This window comes from Kribbella sindirgiensis (assembly GCF_004331435.1).
GTDB lineage: Bacteria > Actinomycetota > Actinomycetes > Propionibacteriales > Kribbellaceae > Kribbella > Kribbella sindirgiensis.
In genome coordinates, this window is record NZ_SJKA01000023.1 from 1 (window position 1) to 20,359 (window position 20,359).

General features: G+C 68.2%; 18 protein-coding genes. 11 read left to right on the forward strand and 7 right to left on the reverse strand.

What is annotated here, in order from left to right; translation table 11 throughout:
• The first annotated feature begins 113 nt into the window (after positions 1-113).
• Positions 114-2,051, forward strand: coding sequence for a YncE family protein (locus tag E0H50_RS37935; RefSeq protein WP_131295986.1), 1,938 nt, complete (start codon positions 114-116; stop codon positions 2,049-2,051).
• A 35-nt stretch (positions 2,052-2,086) separates the two neighbouring features.
• On the opposite strand, the gene E0H50_RS37940 is transcribed toward E0H50_RS37935, so the two are convergent.
• On the reverse strand, positions 2,087-3,217 hold the full coding sequence (locus tag E0H50_RS37940) for an epoxide hydrolase family protein (RefSeq protein WP_131295987.1): 1,131 nt from the start codon (positions 3,215-3,217) through the stop codon (positions 2,087-2,089).
• Between the two features lie 55 nt (positions 3,218-3,272).
• On the opposite strand from E0H50_RS37940, the gene E0H50_RS37945 reads away from it, so the two are divergent.
• Complete coding sequence (locus tag E0H50_RS37945) at positions 3,273-4,286, forward strand: helix-turn-helix transcriptional regulator (RefSeq protein ID WP_131295988.1); 1,014 nt, start codon at positions 3,273-3,275, stop codon at positions 4,284-4,286.
• A 58-nt stretch (positions 4,287-4,344) separates the two neighbouring features.
• On the opposite strand, the gene E0H50_RS37950 is transcribed toward E0H50_RS37945, so the two are convergent.
• Both E0H50_RS37950 and E0H50_RS37955 read right to left on the reverse strand, forming a co-directional pair.
• Positions 4,345-4,992: a response regulator transcription factor gene (locus tag E0H50_RS37950; protein WP_238151625.1), complete on the reverse strand. Its 648-nt coding sequence runs from the start codon at positions 4,990-4,992 to the stop codon at positions 4,345-4,347.
• Positions 4,989-6,977: a sensor histidine kinase gene (locus tag E0H50_RS37955; RefSeq protein WP_131295989.1), complete on the reverse strand. Its 1,989-nt coding sequence runs from the start codon at positions 6,975-6,977 to the stop codon at positions 4,989-4,991. The genes E0H50_RS37950 and E0H50_RS37955 overlap by 4 nt, the downstream gene beginning before the upstream one ends.
• Positions 6,978-7,132: 155 nt before the next feature.
• Between E0H50_RS37955 and E0H50_RS37960 the strand changes: the two genes are divergently transcribed.
• The 3 genes from E0H50_RS37960 (at position 7,133) to E0H50_RS37970 (ending at position 8,988) form a co-directional block, all read left to right on the forward strand.
• Complete coding sequence (locus E0H50_RS37960) at positions 7,133-7,477, forward strand: hypothetical protein (RefSeq protein ID WP_131295990.1); 345 nt, start codon at positions 7,133-7,135, stop codon at positions 7,475-7,477.
• Entirely contained in the window at positions 7,474-8,157 is a 684-nt protein-coding gene (locus tag E0H50_RS37965; protein ID WP_131295991.1) for a hypothetical protein, read from the forward strand. Before E0H50_RS37960 ends, E0H50_RS37965 begins: the two co-directional genes overlap by 4 nt.
• A 156-nt stretch (positions 8,158-8,313) precedes the next feature.
• Positions 8,314-8,988 (forward strand): hypothetical protein, encoded by a 675-nt coding sequence (locus E0H50_RS37970; protein WP_131295992.1) that lies wholly within the window; start codon positions 8,314-8,316, stop codon positions 8,986-8,988.
• Between the two features lie 3 nt (positions 8,989-8,991).
• Here the strand turns inward: E0H50_RS37970 and E0H50_RS37975 are convergent, their stop codons facing one another.
• Entirely contained in the window at positions 8,992-10,035 is a 1,044-nt protein-coding gene (locus E0H50_RS37975) for an alpha/beta hydrolase family protein (protein ID WP_238151626.1), read from the reverse strand.
• Positions 10,032-10,934, reverse strand: a complete 903-nt coding sequence (locus tag E0H50_RS37980) for a DMT family transporter (protein WP_131295993.1) — start codon at positions 10,932-10,934, stop codon at positions 10,032-10,034. The genes E0H50_RS37975 and E0H50_RS37980 overlap by 4 nt, the downstream gene beginning before the upstream one ends.
• A 78-nt stretch (positions 10,935-11,012) precedes the next feature.
• Between E0H50_RS37980 and E0H50_RS37985 the strand changes: the two genes are divergently transcribed.
• On the forward strand, positions 11,013-11,924 hold the full coding sequence (locus tag E0H50_RS37985; protein ID WP_131295994.1) for a LysR family transcriptional regulator: 912 nt from the start codon (positions 11,013-11,015) through the stop codon (positions 11,922-11,924).
• Here the strand turns inward: E0H50_RS37985 and E0H50_RS37990 are convergent.
• Both E0H50_RS37990 and E0H50_RS37995 read right to left on the reverse strand, forming a co-directional pair.
• Complete coding sequence (locus E0H50_RS37990; protein WP_131295995.1) at positions 11,909-12,460, reverse strand: dihydrofolate reductase family protein; 552 nt, start codon at positions 12,458-12,460, stop codon at positions 11,909-11,911. The genes E0H50_RS37985 and E0H50_RS37990 overlap by 16 nt on opposite strands.
• 67 nt (positions 12,461-12,527) lie before the next feature.
• Entirely contained in the window at positions 12,528-13,325 is a 798-nt protein-coding gene (locus E0H50_RS37995; RefSeq protein ID WP_131295996.1) for a TIM barrel protein, read from the reverse strand.
• 80 nt (positions 13,326-13,405) lie between these two features.
• Here E0H50_RS37995 and E0H50_RS38000 point away from each other — a divergent pair, with 80 nt between their 5' ends.
• Genes E0H50_RS38000 through E0H50_RS38020 form a run of 5 tightly spaced genes read left to right on the forward strand, consistent with a single transcriptional unit; the run spans position 13,406 to position 20,351 of the window.
• Positions 13,406-15,484 (forward strand): alpha-amylase family protein, encoded by a 2,079-nt coding sequence (locus tag E0H50_RS38000; protein ID WP_131295997.1) that lies wholly within the window; start codon positions 13,406-13,408, stop codon positions 15,482-15,484.
• Positions 15,481-16,323 (forward strand): 2-hydroxy-3-oxopropionate reductase, encoded by an 843-nt coding sequence (locus E0H50_RS38005; RefSeq protein WP_131295998.1) that lies wholly within the window; start codon positions 15,481-15,483, stop codon positions 16,321-16,323. The genes E0H50_RS38000 and E0H50_RS38005 overlap by 4 nt, the downstream gene beginning before the upstream one ends.
• Positions 16,323-18,137, forward strand: a complete 1,815-nt coding sequence (locus E0H50_RS38010; protein ID WP_165547437.1) for an alpha-amylase family protein — start codon at positions 16,323-16,325, stop codon at positions 18,135-18,137. The genes E0H50_RS38005 and E0H50_RS38010 overlap by 1 nt, the downstream gene beginning before the upstream one ends.
• Before the next feature lie 10 nt (positions 18,138-18,147).
• The gene (locus tag E0H50_RS38015; RefSeq protein WP_131296000.1) at positions 18,148-19,455 is read left to right on the forward strand and encodes an ABC transporter substrate-binding protein; all 1,308 of its coding nucleotides are present in this window, start codon (positions 18,148-18,150) and stop codon (positions 19,453-19,455) included.
• Positions 19,452-20,351 (forward strand): carbohydrate ABC transporter permease, encoded by a 900-nt coding sequence (locus E0H50_RS38020; protein ID WP_238151627.1) that lies wholly within the window; start codon positions 19,452-19,454, stop codon positions 20,349-20,351. The genes E0H50_RS38015 and E0H50_RS38020 overlap by 4 nt, the downstream gene beginning before the upstream one ends.
• Positions 20,352-20,359 lie beyond the last annotated feature (8 nt).

Below are 20,359 nucleotides of genomic sequence, written 5' to 3' on the forward strand. Positions count from 1 at the left end.
CTCATCAACACTCAACACCAACTCGGCCTTCGGCCGCCCAGTCCTAGGCATACAACCCACCCTAGACTTATGTTGCGAATTTCAGAAGCAGGACACTAGCGCCGCTAGGGCAGTTGCTGCAGGCAAACAACGAGTTGGTACGCCGTACGGCGCGCGAGCAGCTCGAGCTACTCCGTGACGACGACAGCCGGAGCGTCGCGGCCGCCGCGCAGGCGTACCTCGACAACCCGCCACCACCTGTCCGCCCGCAGACGAGCACCACACTGACCACGCCGACGCCTAGACGGACGAGCGGACCGACGTTCAGCGGAGCGGCGCGAGCGACGGCGAGGCGGTGGCGCGGCCGGTTCCACCTGCCGGATCAGGACTGGCCGCTTCTCGGTCTGGCCGTGATTGCCGCCGCCGCGCAAGTCGTGTGCGCGGTCCTCGCGACACCGCGCATCTGGGAAATGATTGTCGTAGCAGTGCTAGCGGTTGCCGTCGTGCCGGCGGTGATCAGGCTGCGCGCCAACGCGACCTCCTTCGCCGTCGGCCTGGCCGGGCCGGCGCTCCTCTCCACCGCGATGGCGACCGGTTGGATCACGCGCGAACTCCGGTCAGACCTGCAACCATGGCCGGCGACCTTCTACTTGATCGCGTCCGTGGCGTGGCTGGCCGCCGGCGTCCTCGGTCTGCTGCGAGTCCGCCGTACGCCGCTCTCAAGAAACCCACTGCTCATAGGGCTCGGCGCGGCGGCGGCGCTCCTGGTGCTCGTGATCCTCCTGTACGCCGACCGTCACGCCAGGGTCTTCTCGCTCGACTCCGACCGCCATATCACCATGCTTCCGCTCTCCGTGGTTGTCCTCTATCTCCTGACCGCTGTGATGGCGATCGCGGGACCGTTGATCCAGTTCAGCCGGGTGTTCTTGATCGGTTGGGTCGTGAGCGGATTCGTGGTTCTGTTCGGTTTCCTGCGGTTCCAGAGCAAAACCGACCTGCAGCAACTCGCCATCATCGCTCTACTTACAGTCTGGCTGGCGCTCGGCGTCGCCGCGGTGCGGACAAAGAAGACCGGGAAACCACTCCGGCGCCGGATCATCGCGGCCGTCCTCGTGGCGCCGGCAGTAGTCGGTGTCGTCGGGATCATCGCCGTACCGTCTGCTCCACGGCCCCCGTCGGCGGTCGGGCTCGCGATCAGCCCGGACGACCGGTTCCTGTACGCGACCGACGTCGCGAACGGCCGGGTGATGAGGTTCAGTACGACGACACGGGAACGCGTCGGCGATCCGCTCGAGGTCGGCGAGTTCCCGAGCAACCTGATCGTCGCGCCCGACGGATCCCGGCTGTACGTCGCCAACGCCAATTCGAACTCGGTCTCGGTGATCGATGCCGCCAACTGGACTGTGGTCGGTCAGCCGATCGCCGTCGCGCCGGGGCCGACGAAGTTCGCGTTGAGCACTGCGATGCACCGGCTGTTCGTGCTGAGTCAGACGGCGGCGACGATCACCGAGATCGACACGGAGACTCTGTCGACGGTCGGCGGTCCACTCGCCGCGGGCTCCACCCCGACGGACGTCGCGATCGACGACCGGGGCCGACTCTATGTTTTGTCCAAGGACAGCGACAACGTTGCGGTCATCGATGCGCAGACCCGGCGGGCGGCCCGGAGTCCGATCGACGTCGGTGACGAGCCACGTGACCTCGTCCCAGGACCCGATGGAGCGCTCTTTGTCGTCGGGCGTGCGACGTACGAAGTCATCAACACGAAGGTCGGACTGACGAAGCCGACTGAGGTGACGATACCGGCGGAGGTCACAGCGGGTGCCGTCAGCAACGATGGCAAGCACCTCTATGTGTTCGGGCGGTCTGACAACAAAGATGCTGTCTGGGTGATCGACGTCGGGAAAGGCAAGGTCGTCGGCTCTCTGATCGAGAACCTGGGGTTGCCGTCGCGGATTGCGGTCAGCCCGGACGGGCAGCGGATCTATCTGAGTCGGTTCTTCGAGCCTGGGATCGACGTGCTCGACAGCTCCGGACCCAAGCAGATCGGGATCATCGACACGAACGGCTGAAAGGCCGGGCCCGTGGGCCCGGCCTTTCGGTTGGATCAGAGGTTGCGGAAGAACGTGCGGAGGTCCGCGGTGACTTCTTCGGGGCGTTCGAGGGAGGCGAAGTGGCCGCCCTTGTCGAAGGTGGACCAGTGCACGATGTTGGTGTTGTCGCGGTCGGCGAGCGGGCGGATGGTCTTGAAGTCGTCGGCGAAGACAGCGACGCCGGTCGGGGCGTGGTTGAGCTGCGGTTCGGCGCCGGAGTTCGCTTCCTCGTAGTGGTAGCGGCCGGCCGCGGCGGAGGTGTTCGTGAACCAGTACAGCGAGACCTCGGTGAGGATCTGGTCCTGGGTGACCAGGCTGGTGCCGTTGCCGAAGTTGTTGAAGAGCTCGTTCCAGGCGAGCTGCCCGACCGGCGAGTCGGAGATGCCGACGGCAACGGTCTGCGGGCGGGTCGAGTTGATCGCGTTGTACCCGCCGACCGACTGGAACCACTGCAGGTGCTCGAGCGCCGCGTAGTCCGCCGGCGTGAACTTCTCGAACTCGGACGGGTCGCCCGACGGGAACGAGAACAGCTGCAGGACGTGCAGTCCGAGGAAGCCTTCAGGGTTCAGTACGCCGAGCTCACGCGAGATCATCGCGCCGCCGTCGGACCCGTGCGCGCCGTACGACGTGTAGCCGAGCCGCCGCATCAACGTGTCGTAGGTGCGCGCCACCCGGGCCATCGTCCAGCCCCGGTCGACCAGCGGCGTACTGAAGGCGAAGCCCGGCATCGACGGTACGACGACCGAGAACGCGTCCTCCGCGGATCCGCCGTACGCGACCGGGTCGGTCAGTGGGCCGATCATGTCGAGGAAGTCGACGAACGAGCCCGGGTAGGTGTGCAGCAGGAGCAGCGGCGTGGCGCCCTCGACCGCGGACGGTACGTGAATGAAGTGCACGGTCTGGCCGTCGATCTCGGTCAGGTAGTGCGGGAACTCGTTCATCCGGGCCTCCTGCGCCCGCCAGTCGAACTCGTTCTGCCAGCGGTCGACCATCTCGGCGAGGTAGTGGTTCGGGGTACCGAGGTCCCAGTTGTCGCCCGGGGCGGCCTCGGGGAGCCGGGTCCGCGCGAGGCGGTTCTGCAGGTCGTCCAGGTCGGCCTGGTCGATCTTGACGGTGAAGGACCGGATGCTCTCGTTCTTGTTCATGGCTCTACCGTAGAATCCGTATAGGAACATTAGATTCCTAATTAGGAGACTTCTTTTGCTCGAGACTTCGCAGCGTTTGCTAGCACTGCTAGCGCTTCTGCAGACGCGCCCGGCGTGGACCGGCTCCGAGCTGGCGGAGCGGCTCGAGGTGACGACGCGGACGGTGCGGAACGACATCGACCGGCTGCGCGAGCTCGGGTACCCGGTCGACGCCACGCGCGGTCCGGCCGGCCACTACCAGCTCGGCGTCGGCGCGAAGCTCCCGCCGCTGCTGCTCGACGACGAGGAAGCGGTCGCCGTCGCCGTCGGACTGCGGACCGGCGCGGGCGTCGTCGGTATGGGGGAGAGCAGCGTCCGCGCGCTGACCAAGCTCCAGCAGGTCCTCCCGCACCGTCTGCAGCGGCAGGTCAACGCGATCAACAGGGCGATGGAGAAGGGCCCCGACAACACGCGGTCGAACGTCGACGCTCCCGAGATCGATCCCGCCGTACTGTCGACGATCGCGGCCTGCATCCGGGACGAGCACTATCTGCGTTTCGAGTACGTCGTACCGGAGGGCGACTCGATGTACAAGGCCGGGTCGGGGGTGGGGCGGGACCTGCCGATCCTTGTCGAGCCGTACCGGTTGGTGAGCTGGCACGGGTACTGGCATCTCGTGGCGCGGGACGAGCAGGCGGTGTGGCACTCGTACCGGGTCGACTGGATGTCGTTGCGGATGGCAACAGGCCGGCGGTATCAGCCGCGGCCGATGACCGATGAGGCGTACACCGATTTCGTACTGCGTGACGTCGCGTCGACCGGGTGGAAGGTGCATGCGCGGATCACGGTGTACGCGCCCGCGCAGGAGGTGCTGTCGCGGATCCATGCCGCAGTCGGGATCGTGGAGTCGGTCGACGACAACACCAGCGTCCTGGTCACGGGCGCTGACTCCCTCGAGACGATCGCCGTCTACATCGGGATGCTTGGGCTCGACTTCCATGTCAGTGGTCCACCCGCGCTTGTCACCCACCTTCGGACCGTGGGCGAGCGGTACTTGAAGGCGATTGATGGACCTAACGACAGGACGTAGTCGGCGGAACTGGGCGCGGGCGGGGGAGCTCAGGCGGGCGCGAGTGCCGGCCGTTCGACTACGTCCTGTCCTTAGGTACCCCGAGACCGGCGTTGCGGGCTTGGATTATGGCGGTGGAGCGGTCGGCTGTGCCCAGTTTGGTGAAGATGGTGGAGACGTTGTTGGCGACGGTTTTCGGGGCCAGGTCGAGGCGGGTGGCGATCGCGGGGTTGGAGAGGCCGGCGGCCAGCAGGTCCAGGATCTCGCGTTCGCGGGTGGTGAGTTCGGGGAACGGGTCGGTGGGTGGTGGGGCGGCGAAGAACGTGAGGACGCGGCGGGCTACGCCGGGGCCGAAGATCGCTTCGCCGGCGGCTACGGCGCGGATGGCGCGGGCGATCTCCTCCTGTTCGGCGCCTTTGACGAGGTAGCCGCGGGCGCCGGCGCGCATCGCGGCGAAGACCGAGTCGTCGTCCTCGAACATGGTGAGGACCAGGACGGCGACTTCCGGTGCGGAGCGGGTCAGTTCGCGGGTGGCGGCGAAACCGTCGAGGTCGGGCATTTGGAGGTCGAGTACGGCGACGTCGGGGCGGGTCGTGACGACCTCGCGAATCGCTTCGCGGCCGGTCGCCGCGACACCGACGACCTCGATCCCGGGCAGCGAACTGAGGAGGGCTGCCAGCCCGGCTCGAACCACTGGGTGGTCGTCGGCCAGCACTACCCGGATCACCTGACCTCCAAGGACAGATCGGCGGAGGGAGCGGTGTGGGTGGGGAGGGGGAAGTGGGCTTGGACTTGGCCGCCGGTGGGGGTGGGGCCGGCTTCGAAGGTGCCGCCTAGTTCGGCGGCGCGTTCTTGCATGGCTTGGAGCCCGACGCCTGGTTGCCAGGGGGCGGTTGGTGGGCCGTCGTCGGTGATCTTGATCTCCAGTTGGTTCTCGCATCGCAGGGTGAGTACGGCGGATGTCGCCCGTGCGTGCCGTACGACGTTTGTGAGGGCCTCGGTCGCGATGCGGTACGCCGCGACCTCCAGCGCGGCCGGCAGCGTCGGCAGACCGGAGGCTGAGACCACGACGCGGATCGCGGTGCCGTCGGCGCGGATCGACATCTGGTCGGCTCGTTGTTGCAGGGCGCCGAGCAGGCCGAGTTCGTCCAGGGCCGGAGGACGTAGGTCGTCCACGAGGCGTCGTACGTCGGCGATCGCGGAGCGGGTGTCGGCGCGCAGACGCGCGAGGAGCTCAACGGCTCGCGACGTGTCGGTCGTGATGAGGTTGGCCGCCGCGTCCGCGGAGAACGCGACTCCTGTGAGCGTCGGCCCCAGGCCGTCGTGCAGATCCCGCCGCAGCCGGCGCCGTTCTTCCTCCCGCGCGGACACGAGCTTCTCCCGCGACGACTGCAACTCCGCCGACAACCGCGTCGCATGCACAGCCACCGCCAGCGGTACGGCGACCAGCCCGAGCACACTCCGATCAGCCGAAGACAACCCCGACTCACCCGACCGCAGGCCAACCACCAGCGTCCCCACCACCTCACCGCCGTACGACAGCTCAAGCTGTACGACGGAACTCGCGACGGAGCCGTCCGCGATGACTCGGTCGTCGACGACTAGTGCGGCGTACGGCAGGCGGAGGGCCGAACGGATCGCTGCTACTACGCCAGGGAGGCCAGCGGACAGCTGTTCGCCGACGCGGGATGCGACGCGGGCCGGGTCGTGGCGGTCGCCGTAGAGGGCTCGGTCGACCAGCTGCTGAAGGCGGGGCAGGACCGGCGCGATGATCAGTGCCACGAACACGGTGACCGCGGCCGATCGTCCGACCTGGGACGCGATCAGCGAGTCGAGTAGCGCGACCAGCGCCGCATAGCTGCCGATGGCAACCAGCGACAGCAGTGCCCACGTCAACGCACGCGAGACGACCAGCCGGATATCGAGCAGCTGGTAGCGGACGATCGCGACCGCGACCGCGATCGGGATCAGCGGAATCGCCAGCAGGACAAGGATCGGCGTGCCGGCGACAAATGCCCAGGGCGTGATGAAGAGCACCGCGATCACCGAGGCCAGCAGCAGCCAGAGCAGTTGCCGGCGGCCCGTTTCGTCGGCGCGGCGGTAACGGATGGCGAGGCAGACCAGAGCCACCAGGATCGCGACCAGGTTGCGCACCTCGGTCGCTGTCCACAGTGGTTGCAGGGCGTCGAAGTCGCGCAGGGTCAACAGGCCGCGCGGCAGTGCGGGGGAGACCGACTCGCCGCTGCCGGACATCTCCAGCACGAAGAGCGGCGAGGTCGCGATGATCCCGATCGCGGCCCAGCGCCAGCGCGGGGACAACAATCGGCCGTCGGGGAACAGCAGCAGCGCGAGCGGCAGGAACAGGCCGATCGACCACGGCCAAGCCGCCAGCGAGACGGTGACGAGGATCTGCTGGGCGAGTTCGCTGTGCACCAGGTTCGCGAGGGCGTCGGCGAACGGCGTCGTGGCGTGCCCGATTCCGTCCGCGAGGAACAGCCAGCCGATCGGGTTGGCCGGCCGGTGCCAGGCGATCACCGCGCCGCACAGACCGAAGGTGAGGCCCATCAGGCCGTTCGTCACGACGAAGCCGTCGACCAGTTCGGTCCAGCCCCAGCCCGCGGACAGGGCGTAGACGACGGCGAAAGTCACCTCGGCGACCACCAGACCGGCCAGCGCGCCGGCCAGGCCGCGGCGGTTCACGGAGGTTCTCATACCGGCAGTGTGCGCCCGGAAGGTTCCCGGCGTCTCGGGAACACGATCCCGGATCGGTCGGGGAATCGCCTGCCCGCGCGGGATCGGACGCCCAGGCGGACGGTACGGCGCCCGGGCGACGGTGGTGGCCAACACCGAAACAAGGGGGTAGGGAGATGTACAGATTCGGCCTAGCACTGCTCGGACTGCTAGCACTGCTGGACATCGCGACGCCGCTTCTCACCGACGGGGATCACCCGCCGATGAGTGTGGCGATCGGAGCCGCGGTGGCCGGGCTGATCAGCCTGGTGCTGGTCGGGCTCGCCTGGCGCGGGCGGCGGTGGGCGCTGGCGCCGCTGATCACGCTGCGGCTGGCGTCGGCGCTGCTCGCCGTACCGGCGTTCTTCGCGTCCGACGTACCGGCTGCCGCGGTCGCCGCGGCCGGGTTCGGAGTCGCTGCGACGGTCGTCGGCGTGATCGCCGTACTGCTGCCGAAGCGCGAGTTGGTAGGTGCGCGATGACGCAGACGATCAGCCGTACGACGCGCGCCGATGTCCGCCCGGTGTGGCGGTGGGCCGCCGCGCTGATCCTGCCGATCGGGCCTGCCGCGGTGGCGCTGCTCCGGTTCCTGCTGCCGTACGACACCGCGGACGACGTCTCGACGATCACCGGCAAGATCGTCGGCAACCTTGATCGCAGTTCGACGATCCTCTGGCTGTCGTACATCGCGCTGGTCACGCTGGTGCCGGGCGTGTACTTCGTCGGCCGGCTCGCTCGCCGGGGCGCGCCGTGGCTGACCGGAATCGCTGTGTTCCTGATGGTCCCGGGCTACTTGTCCCTGCCCTGGCTGGCGTCCAGCGACGTGTTCACCTGGTCGGCGGGTACGGCGGGTGTCGATCAGGCGACGATCACGAGGATCGCCGACGTCACGCACGGCTCGGTGGATGTGGCGGCGACGGTGTTCGTGGTCGGTCACGTCCTCGGCACCATCCTGCTCGGAATCGCGATGTGGCGTTCCGGGGTCGGCGGCCGATGGGCCGCGGTGGCGGTCGCGATCTCGCAGCCGCTGCACCTGATCTCGGTGATCATCAGCAGTCACCCGCTGGACCTGGTCGGCTGGGGACTGCAGGCGGCCGGTTTCGCCGCGGTGGGGTGGGCGATCCTCCGGATGCCGAACGACGAATGGCAGCCACTGCCCTGAAGGCGGGCCCCTGAACAATAGCCACACGGAATGCAGGACTACCGTTGCGTACCGTGAATTGGTCGCGTTTCTCCCAGCCCCGTGGCAGCATTCTCGGATTGGGGGATGGGGATTATGGCGCGAGCGAAACGGGCAATACCTCAGGAACATCGCGCGGTGTGGCTGGCCGTCGGGACCGTCGCCGCGCTGACCGCCGTGGCGTGGGTGGCGATCGCGCAGGCAGGATCGGGGTCCGGGTCGGGGGAGCCAGCCGCCCAGCTGGCTACGCATTCGGCACATCAGACCACCCCGACGCTCAGTACGCCGCCTGCGACCGAGCGCAACGTGGTGAATCCCGGCGCGGCGGCCTGTGTCCAGGAAATCAAGGCGGCCGAAGCTGTCGTGGCCGCGGCGGGTAATGCCGCTGAGCATTGGCGTGAACACGTACAGGCACGAACGGATTTGCTGGCCGGTAAGAATTCCGAGGAACAGACAAAGGCAATCTGGAAGCGCACCCGGCTGCTCGGTCCCGCGGATGGTGTCGCGGTGAATTCGGCGGTTGCCGAGCGCACGAAGGTCAACGGCGGCTGTGCCGGTCTACCGGGCAAGGCGGCCGCGGTGTGCAAGCAACGGCTCGCCACCCTCGACGCCGTGGGTGCGACCTACCGCGCCGCCGCCCGGGATTGGGCAACCCATTTGCAGGCGATGGCCGCCCACGCGGCGGGGGAGTTCGGAGCTGAGCACGCACAGGAGCTCTGGGTCGCCGCCTGGACCGGCGCGACGCGAAACCTCAACGCCGCAGCGCGGGCCACCGCGACCCTCGCGGACGTGCCCACCTGCAAGCCTGCGTGATCCTCAAACCCCGTGCTGCTTGAGGAATCCGACTGTCCGCGCCATCGACGTCGGCCACGCCGGGCCGAACGCGTGCTCCTCGCCGGGATAAGTGAACAGGGTCGCGTCCTTCCCGGCCGCCTTGAGTGCGGCGAGGGTCTCGCGGGACCACGCGATCGGGCAGGTCGAGTCCGACTCGCCGTGGTGGATCAGCACCGGCTCCGTGACGCGGCCGAAGAAGTTGACCGCGGACACGTTCCGCCAGAACGACGGGTTCGCCGCCGGTTCGCCGTACGTGCGCAGGATCTGGGCGGCGATCGGCCGATCCGGTCGCGTCCAGCGGTTGAAGTTGTCGGCCGCGGCCGAGCTGACCGGCGCGAACACGACGGCGGCCTTCACGAGCCCAGGCTTCGTCACGAGCACGTTGTAGGTGATTCCGCCGCCCATCGAGCGGCCGAGCAGCGCGATCCGCGCCGGGTCGACGTACTGCGAGGTGCGGAGTGCGAGGACCGCGTTGACGATGTCCTCGGTGTACCCGAGTCGCAGGTTGACCTCGGAGTTCGGGTCTTTCGAGGACTGCGCGTGGTTGCGGTAGTCGGTGTGCAGGACGACGTACCCGCGGCGGGCGAGGTAGTCCTGCTCGCGCATGAGTCCGCGACCGTTCGTATAGACGGCCGGGTCGATGTAGCCGTGGTTCAGGACGAGCGCCGGATGCGGTCCTGGCGTCGACGGGACGTTGAGGATCCCTGAGATCGTTAGCGTCCCGCTGCGGTAGGTGACGTGATAGCGGGTGTACGCCGGGTTGCGGGCGAGCACCCGGCCGAGTCGAAGGTCGCCGCCGTTGTACTTCTTCGCCGTCAACGCCTGCAACGACACCGGATGTACGACCGGCGACACAGCGGAGGGCGGAGCGGTAGTGGGACGGGCGGTGGTGGGAGGAGCAGCGGACGACGTGGGGGACATCGCGCTCGATGCCGGCGCGGAGGGTGCCGCGCCGTCGTCGGTGCAGGCGATCGCGGCCGTCGTCATCAACGCGACGACTCCCGCCCACGCCATCCGCCGGCTCATACCGCCAAGTCTGCCGTCGCCTTCGGAGAAGTCGGCGAAAGTTCCGGCAACGATTGCCGCCACTGCACGATCACGACCGACGACAGCACGAGCGCTCCACCGAGCCACTGCACAGCGGTCAACTGCTCGCCGAACACGAGCGCGGCAGCTGCGACCGTGACCACCGGCTCGAAGATCGACAGGATCGAGGCGACCGACGGACCGACCCGCGCCATCCCGGCGAAGAAGAACAGGATGGCCGCGACAGTACTGATCAGCGCGACCGCGGCCAGCCAAAGCCAACCGATCGGCTCGAACGTCAGGTCGATCCCACGGAAGAATCCGAGCACCAGGAAGGTGCCGAACGCCCCCGTGCACACCAACGCCGTCAGCGCGAGCGGCTGGACCTCGCCGGTCAGCGAGTCACCGACCAGGATGTAGCAGGTGTAGACGACTGGTGCACCCATCGCCAGCAGGATGCCGAGTACGTCGAACCGCCCGGTCATCGCTCCGCTGAGCACCAACCCGATCCCGATCAGGGCGACCGCGAGGGCCCCGATCCGCCGGCGTGACGCACGCTCGCGGCGCAGGGCGATCGCCCCGACCATCACGAGGACCGGATACAGGTAGAGCAGCAGCGCGACCAGTGATGCGTCGATGCGGGCCAGCGCGGAGAAGTACAGGCCGGATTGGGCGGCGTACCCGAACACACCCATGCCGAGTCCGGTGAGGACGGCGCGGCGGGGCAGGTTGCGGAGTGCTCCGCGGGCGAGCGCGAGGGTGAGCAGTAGCGCGCCGGCCAGGCCGAAGCGGACCAGGAGCAGGGCGTCCACCGACACGCCCGCGTCGTACGCGAGCTTGCCGAAGACGGCCATGACCCCGAAGGTGGCGGCGGAAAGAAGGCAGAAGAGACGTCCCACGTCATCGATGGTCAGGGGAACTGACTGTTCACGTCCATCACGGCTTCACGGACAGCATTGTGAAGCTAAGCTGAACGGATGATGGATCTGCACCGACTGCGGTTGCTGCGCGAGGTCCACGGTCGCGGCACCGTGCACGGCGCGGCCCGCGCGCTCGGCTACTCGCCCAGCGCGATCTCGCAGCAGCTGGCCGTTCTGGAGCGCGAGACCGGGACCCGCTTGCTCGAGCGGGTCGGGCGCAACGTGCGACTGACTGCCGCGGGCGACGTGCTGGTGCGGCACGCGACGACGTTGCTCGACGGCGTCGAAGCAGCCGAGGCAGAGCTGGCCGCGGTCGCGGCGGGCCGGGTTGCGGGAGTGGTCCGGATTGCATCGTTCCAGTCCGCGTTCATCCGCGTCGTCGCTCCGGCGATCCGCAGTCTCGCGGCGACGCATCCCGATATCCGCGTCGAGGCCGCCGAACTCGAGGTCGAGCAGGCGGCGCCCGCGCTCCGGTTGCAGCAGTTGGACGTCATGGTCGGCGACGAGTACGACGGCCAGCCGCGCGCCGTACACGCCGATCTGCATCGTGAGCACCTGCTCCGCGAACAGATCCGCGTCATTCTCCCCGAGGACCATCCGCTGGCTGCTGCCGAGCGCGTCCCGATCGAGCAGCTCGCCGAGTTGCCGTGGGCGGCGTGCCAGCCAGGGACAGGGCATCGCGAGATGCATGTCCGCGTCTGCCGCGAGCTCGGCGGGTTCGAGCCCGATATCCGCTACAGCTCCGACGACTTCCTCATCCTGCTCGAGCTTGTCCGTACGACGGGCGCGGGCGCACTGCTCCCGGACCTGGTCATCGGCGCCGGCGCTCCGGGCGTCGCCGTACGGCTGCCGGCCGAAGGGGACGTCGGGCGGGCCGTGTTCCTGCTGACCCGCCGTACCCGAACTCCCGCGGTCGCCGCCGTCGCGGACGCACTCGCCGCCGCGGCCACCGATCAGACGAGGTCGTGACGAAGGAGCACGGTCCGGTTGTCGAAGGTCCGGGTCTCCGCCAGCCGGAGCGTACGTCGCCCGGTCGGCTGGTGGACCGGCTTGCCGCCGCCGAGCACCACCGGGTGCACGATCACGTGGTACTCGTCGAGCAGCCCGAGCTCGGTCAGCGCCGCCGCGACGGACGAGCTGCCGGTGAGCAGAATGTCCTTGCCCGGCTCGTTCTTGATCGCCGCGAGCTCCTCGGCGGCGCGGATGATCCGGGTGTTCCAGTCCGCGCTCTGCAGCGTCGTCGAGAGCACGACCTTCGGCGTACGGCGCCAGACCGGCGCGAACTCGACCGCGTGCTGGTCGGGGTTCATCGCCTCGGCGTTCGGCCAGTACGACGACATCATGTCCCAGACCGTCCGCCCGTACAGGAACAGGTCGGCGCGGTCGGTCAGCCCCATCGAGTACGCGCCCAGTTCGGGCCCGAGCACCGGCCAGTCGAACTCGCCGTTCGGTCCCTCGATGAACCCGTCCAGCGACTGGTGCACGTAGTACATGATCTTCCGCATGATGTCCTCCAGGTGACGGCTGCTTGTGCCTCCTGGTCGGTGCCGGTCGCCCGGCTTTGACATCGGTTCAGGAAATCCAGGCCAAACTCTCGAGGGTGTCCGTCGTCGGCTTGTACTCGCAGGCCACGACGCCCTGGTATCCGGCCGCCGTCAACGCGTCGAGGGTCGCGTCGATCGGGAGCGCACCGGAGCCCGGCTCGCCGCGGCCCGGGCTGTCGGCGAGTTGGACGTGCGCGACCGGAACCGTCGACGCCGTGGCGATCAGATCGACTCCGTTGCTGCCGAGGTGGAACGTGTCGAACAGCAGCGAGAGGTTCTCCACGTCTCGCAGTGGGCCGTTGAGGAGCCGCAGGACGTCGTCCGCGGTGAGCAGGGGGTAGCGGCCGTTCAAACCTTTGGTCAGTGGTTCGAGCAGCACAGTGCCGCCGACGGCGGCGATGGCCGAAGCGGCTGAGCGGATCGCGGTTGACGCGACAGCGGCCTGTTCCTCCGGCGTCCAACGGTCGTCGAGTTGTCCGTAGAGCAGGTTGAACAGCCGGCAACCGGTCCGCTCGGCGATCCCGACCAGCGCTCGCACATTGGCGGTCAGTTGCTCCTGCCGATCGGGGTGCGAGGCGACGCCGCGCTCGCCGGCCGGGATGTCGCCGCCGTAGAAGTTCAACGCGCCGAGCGAAACGCCGGCCGCCGACACGGTGCGTACGAAGTCGTCGACCTCGGCCGTCGACGGATCGGGGACGGCGAACGGCCACCAGGACTCCACGACCCGGAACCCCGCCCGCGCGGCCGCGGCGAACCGCTCCGGATACGGCAGCTCGGTGAACAGCATCGAGACGTTCGCACTCAGCTCGTAGCCGCGGTACTCCATCGCCGAAGACTAACACCAGCTCTTGCTAGTCGTGCATTCTTGTCTAACAATTTGAGGATCCCGACGACGCCGGAGGTGCGATGCACACCGAGCACGAGAACCGAGTAGCCGACTCCGATCCGGACTGGCCGTTGGCGGCGACCCGCTGGGCCCAGATCACCTTGGCCGAGGACGATCCCGCGCACTTCGACGCCGACTTCTGGCTGCGGCTGATGCGTGACAGCAAGGCCAACGCGACCTGCATCAGCGCGGGCGGGTACGTCGCCTACTACCCGACGCAGCTCGAGTACCACTACCGGAGCAAGTTCCTCGGCGACACCGACCCGTTCGGGACGCTCGTCGACGGCGCCCGCGGTCTCGGCATGAGTGTGATGGCGCGGGTCGACCCGCACGCGATCCACGCCGACGCCGCCGCGGCGCACCCCGAATGGCTGGCCCGCGACCGGGACGGCAACCCGATCGAGCACTGGGCGTACCCGGGTATCTGGCTGACGTGCGCGTTCACGCCGTACCACCGGGAGTTCGTCACCGAGGTGATTCGCGAGATCGTCCGCGAGTACGGCGTGGACGCGGTCTTCGCCAATCGGTGGGAGGGGTACTACGGGATCTCGTACAGCGAGGACGCCCAGCGGTCGTTCCGGGACGAGACCGGTCTGGAACTGCCGGCCGAGGAGCACGGTGAAGGCTGGCCGGAGTACGTCGCGTGGCGGCGCCGGCGACTCGGGCAGCTGGTCGGCATCTGGGACCAGGCGGTCCGGGACCTCCGCCCGCACGCCCGCTTCGTGCCGAACATGGGCGCGCTGGCGGCGCGTGACCTGGCACGTGATCTGGCCGAGCCGGTCGCGCCGCTGTTCATCATCGACAAACAAGGCCGGCACGGCATCGAGGCGCCCTGGGCGGCCGGCCGGAACGGGAAGCGCAATCGAGGCGTGTTCCCGGATCGTCCGGTCCGGCTGATCACGTCCGTCGGGCCCGAGCACAAGTACCGCTGGAAGGACTCGGTCGCGCCACCGGAGGAGACCAAGACCTGGATCGTCGACGGGTTCGCGCACGGTGCGCTGCCGTGGTTCACGAAGTTCAACGCGAGCGTGCCGGATCAGCGGTGGGTGCGGCCGGTCGTCGAGGCGTTCAACCTGCATGCCTCGGTCGAACCGGTGCTCAAGGATCTGCGGATCACCGCCGAGGTCGCGGTGCTCGACCCGACTCGGACCGGCCAGTTGCGGGCCGGCGACAACGACCACGAGGACGGCTTCTACCACGCGCTCGTCGAGGCACGCGTACCGTTCGAGTTCGTCTCCGACCAGGCGATGACGGTCGAGCGGCTGAGCGGTTTCAAGGTCGTCGTCCTCGCGAACGCGGAGCAGCTCAGCGACGACCAGTGCGCGATCCTGCGCTCGTACGTCGACGGCGGCGGGTCGCTCGTGGCGGCGTACCAGAGCTCGCTGTACGACGAGAACGGGACAAGGCGGACCGACTTCGGGCTGGGGGACGTGCTCGGCGTCCGCCTCACCGAGGCGAGCCGGGCGGTCCAGAACAACTACATCGCGCTGACGGACGCGCATCCGTTGAACGCCGGCTTCGAGGGTACGACCCGGATCATTGGCGGTACCCACATCATCGGGGTCGCGTCGGACGTGGTCACGCCGTTCCGGTTCGTTCCGGACTTCCCGGACCTGCCGATGGAAGAGGTCTACCAGCGAGACGCTCCGGACAAGCCCGCGGTGGTCTGCACCGAGAACGCCCAGGGCGGCCGGACGGTCTACTTCCCGTTCGACCTCGGCGCGATCTTCTGGGAGGCGTTGCAGTCCGACCACGGCCGGCTGATCGCGAACGCGGTCTCCTGGGCGCTCGGCAAGACTCCCGAGGTGACGGTCGAGGGCCCGGGGCTGGTGGACGTCGCGGTCCATCGGGGCGAGAGCGAAGTCGCTGTCGCGCTGGTCAACCTCACGAATCCGATGGCGATGCGCGGGGCGATCCGCGAGACGCTCCCACTGCCGCCGCAGACGATATCAGTTGCTGTACAAGGCGCCGTACCGAAAGTCCGGCTGCTGGTGGCCGGGGTGGATCTGGAGCCGGAGGTGGTGGACGGGCGCGTCGAGGTCGTGATTCCGACCGCCGGGCTGCTCGAGGTCGTGCACGTCGATTGGAGCCAGGCATGAGGATCGGGTTCATCGGGCTCGGGGTGATGGGCCGTCCGATGGCGGACAACCTGGTTGCCGCCGGCCACGAACTGTCCGTGTACCGCGGCCGGACCGACCTCGCGGCGCACGTGTGTACGTCGGCCAAGGAGGTGGCCGAGCGGTCCGAGGTCGTGATCCTGATGGTGCCGGACACGCCTGATGTCGAGGTGGCGTTGTTCGCCCCGGGCGGAGCCGCCGAAGGGTTGCGGGCGGGGTCGTTGGTGATCGACATGAGCTCGATCTCGCCGACCGCCACCATCGGCTTCGCCCAGCTGATCGAGAAACTGGGCTGCGACTACCTGGACGCTCCGGTGTCCGGCGGCGAGGTCGGCGCCCGGGACGGGACGTTGACGATCATGGTCGGCGGCCGGCCGGATGTCTTCGAGCGGGCGCGGCCGATCTTCGGCGTCCTCGGGAAGAACATCACGCTGATCGGTGGCGCCGGCGCCGGTCAGACCGCGAAGGTCGCGAACCAGATCATCGTTGGGCTGACCATCGAAGCGGTGGCCGAGGCACTGCTGTTCGCGGAACGGGCCGGCGCGGATCCGGCCGTCGTACGGCAGGCGCTGATGGGTGGGTTCGCGAGCTCACGCATTCTCGAGGTGCACGGCGAGCGGATGGTCGGCGAGACGTTCGAGCCGGGGTTCCGTCTGCGGCTGCACCGCAAGGACCTCGGGCTCGCCGTTCAGGCCGCGGCCGAACTGGATCTGCCGCTGCCGAACACGGCCGCGACGCAGCAGTTGATGAACGCCGCCATCGCCGACGGGGACGGCGAGCTGGACCACTCCGCGCTCTACAAGACCCTGCGGAGGGGCTGATGAGGCTCTGGTGGCAAGACCCGTTCCGGATGTTCCAGACCAACCTGCGCGAGATCGACGCCGGGCTCGACGTCGAGTCGGTGCTGGACTACCTCGAGGAGTTCGGCGCCGACACCTGGTTGCTGAGCGTCGGCGGGATCCTGTCGAACTACCCGACCGATCTGGAGTTCCAGACCCGCAACCCGTACCTGGCGGAGCGGCCGTCCGGTGACCTGGTCGGCGACGCGGTCAAGGCGGCGGCGCGGCGCGGGATCCGGGTGATGGGCCGGATGGACTTCTCCAAGATCGACCACCGGCGAGCGGAGGCGCATCCGGACTGGTGCTTCGTCGGACCGAGCGGGGCGCGGCAGGTCTACAACGGGCTGACGAGCGTGTGCCCGAGCGGCGACTACTACCAGGTGAAGCTGTTCGAGGTCCTGGACGAGGTGCTCGATCGCTATCCGCTGGACGGCTTCTTCTGCAACTGGATGTCGTTCAACGAGGTCGACTACAGCCGCGTCTACCACGGGGTGTGCCACTGCGTGGCGTGCCAGGAGCGGTACGACGGTGCGCTGCCGGACGACCGTGACGCGCCGGGGTATGCGGACTGGCTACGGTTCTCGAAGGACGTGCTGGCCGATCTCACCGGGCGGATCCGGGATCACCTGGCGGCGCGACGTCCGGAGGCGCCGCTGGTCCTCGGCGATCAGGCGGACATCGTGTTCCACGAGGCGAACAACGCGGTCGGCCGGCGGCTGTGGCACCACCGGACCAGCGAGAGCGTGAGTGCCGCGAAGACCTTCCGTCCCACGGTCCCGGTGCTGACCAATTCGGTGGGTTTCGTGGACATGCCGTACCGCATGGCCAGCGAGGATCCGCACCACTTCGCGCAGTACCTGGTGCAGGCGATCGCGCGCGGCGCCAACCCGTCGACGTACATCATGGGGACGCCGGCCACCACGCCGTACACCTGCCTGGAGGTTGCTGGGCAGCTGACGCGGTTCCATCGCGATCATGTCGATGTCTATCGGGAGCTGGTACCCGCCGCGCAGACGCTCCTGGTCAGACCAGTGCACTCGCGGGCCGAGTTCGAAGGTCTCTACCTGTCGCTCCTGCAGCGCCATGTGCCGTTCGACGTGCTGCCGGAAGAGCGGCTCGGCGAGGCAGACCTCAGCCGTTATCGAACGGTCGTGCTGCCGGATGTCGGACCAGTGGACCTAGGTGCTTACGCCGGCCGAGTTGTCGCCACCGGCACCTCAAGCGTGCTTCCGATCAGACAGCTGGCCCGGTACGAGACCGAAGCGGAGGTTCGCTCGCTGCACCTCGAGGGCGGCGTCCCGGTGTTCGGGACCTTCGACGTCTTCGAGGCGCCACCTGACGCGGAGGTCGCGGTGCGGGCGCTGTCGAGAGCGCCGTACGGTCCGCCGGAGAAGTGCCACGGGCATGTGCCGCTCGACCATCCCGGGATGGTGAAGCAGGGCAACGTGGTGCTGTTCCCGTGGACCATCGGGCGGGCCTACCGGGAGGTGGGGTTGAGCGTTCACCGCGATCTGTTCGCGGATCAGGTGGGCGGAGCGGTGGAGACGGACCTGCCGGAGCAGGTGGAGATCGTGGTGGGGCGGTCGGCGGCTGGGTACGTCGTCCATCTGCTGAACAGATCGGGGGATGCCGACCAGCGATTCGCTCCACCCGTCCGGATCGGGCCGGCGCGGTTGCGGGTGCCGGACGGTGTCCGCGAGGTGCGCGCGCTGGTGGCGCAGGAACGCCTGCCGGTCGACGACGGGTGGGTGCAGGTGCCGGAGATCGAGTTGTTCGACGTACTCGTCTGTGTGTGAGGAGAACGAGATGGATCGGCGAGGATTTCTCAAGGTGTCACTGGGCACGGGGCTCGCGGCGACAGCGATCACAACGGTCGCCGGCTGCGGCGGGAGCGGCGGCGGATCGTCCGGCGGCGGCGACGAGGTCACACTGCGGTACGCATGGTGGGGCAACAGCATCCGCCAGCAGAACTACACCAAGGCCCTGAAGCAGTTCAGTACGGCGAACCCGTCGATCACGATCGAGCCGGAGTTCGCCGACTACACCGCCTTCCAGGAACGGATGACGACGCAGATCGCGGCCCGCGACGTACCGGACATCTTCTGGATCGCGTCGCCGCAGGTGCTGACGTACCACAAGAGCAAGCTGTACCGGAAGCTCGACGACATCCCCACGCTGAAATGGGACGACTACAGCAAGGAAGATCTCGAGACCTTCAAGCTCGACGGGCAGCTGAACACGCTGCCGTTCGGCATCTTCACCCCGGTGATCCGCTACAACGAGACCGTTGCCAAGGCCGACGGCGTGACCGTTCCGGCCGAGGGGCCGGGCTGGACCTGGGACAGTCTGGCAGAGCTCCTCGTTGCCTACAGCAAGAACAATCCCGGGAAGCGCAAGGGTACGCCGTACGCGCCCGACCACGACCTCACCTTCGAGGCGTGGTTGCGGCAGCGCGGTGAGCAGCTGTGGACGCAGGACGGTCAGGTCGGGTTCACGGTGGACGGCCTGGGGAGCTGGCTCGACTGGTGGGAGAAGCTCCGCAAGGCCGGTGGTGCGTTGTCGCTGAGCGAGCAGGAGGGGATGGGCCCGGACTGGGCTCAGGTGGGGAAGAAGGTCCTGGTGAACTTCGGCAACTCCAACCACATCATCGACGACGCGAAGATGTTCCCGCAGGAGAAGTTCCGGCTGCGGGCGGCGCCGATCGCGGCGGGCGCGCCGGCCGGGCACAAGTACCTGTACTTCCCGCGGATGGCGATCTACCAGCGGATCGACGACGGCAACCTCGAGGCGGCCGGCAAGGTCCTTGACTACAACGTGAACAGCGCAGACATGCTCAAAACAGTCCGGCTGACCATGGGCGCGCCGACGAACCCGAAGGTCGCCGAGCAGGCCGCCGCCTTCGCGAGCCCGGACGAGAAGGAGATGCTCGCGATCGTCGCGAAGGAACGCGCGGCCGAGCGGAAACCGCGGTACGAGGCGCCGCCCGGGTCGAGCACCTGGCGGACCACGATGGCCCGGATCTGCGAGGAGATCGCGCTCGGCAAGACCGCGGTGCCGGCCGGCGCGAAGAAACTGGTCGACGAGATCGGCGCCGGGATCAAGCGGGCCGCATGACGTCCCGCTCGCGGTTCCACCTCAACCGCCAGGGGCGGGCGGCGCACGTCTTCCTGATCCCCTGGCAGTTGGGGTTCCTGCTCGTCACCGCAGTGCCGTTGCTGGCGTCGCTGTACCTGGCGTTCACGAACTACGACATCCTGAACGCGCCGGAGTGGACCGGGCTGGAGAACTTCCAGCGGATGATCCACGACGACCAGTTCTGGGCGTCGGTCCGGGTGACCCTGATCTACGTCCTGGTGTCGGTGCCGCTGCAGCTGGCCTTCGCCTTGCTGCTCGCGCTGATCCTCGACCGCGGCCTGAAGGGACTCGCGTTCTACCGCAGCGCGTTCTACCTGCCGTCGCTGCTCGGATCGAGTGTGGCGATCGCGATCCTGTGGCGGGAGATCTTCGGTGACGACGGCCTGATCAACAAAGGCCTCGCGCTGGTCGGGATCCACGGCGAGAGCTGGTTGCAGAACCCGCGGACCGCGCTGGCGACGCTGATCGTGCTGAACGTGTGGACCTTCGGGTCGCCGATGGTGATCTTCCTGGCCGGTCTGCGGCAGATCCCGGACGAGCTGTACGAGGCGGCCCGCGTCGACGGCGCGGGGGTGATCAAGCAGTTTCGGCATGTGACGGTGCCGCTGCTCACGCCGATCATCTTCTTCAACCTGATCCTGCAGACGATCGGCGCGTTCCAGACCTTCACCCAGGCGCACATCGTCAGCGGCGGCACCGGCGGTCCGGCGAACTCGACGCTGTTCTACACGCTGTACGTGTACCAGCAGGGGTTCGTCGCCTTCGACATGGGCTACGCGTCCGCGCTCGCCTGGGTGCTGATGGTCGCGATCGCCGTGGTGACGGCGCTGCATTTCCTGGTCTCGAAGTACTGGGTCTTCTACGGCGACAACTAAGGGACAGC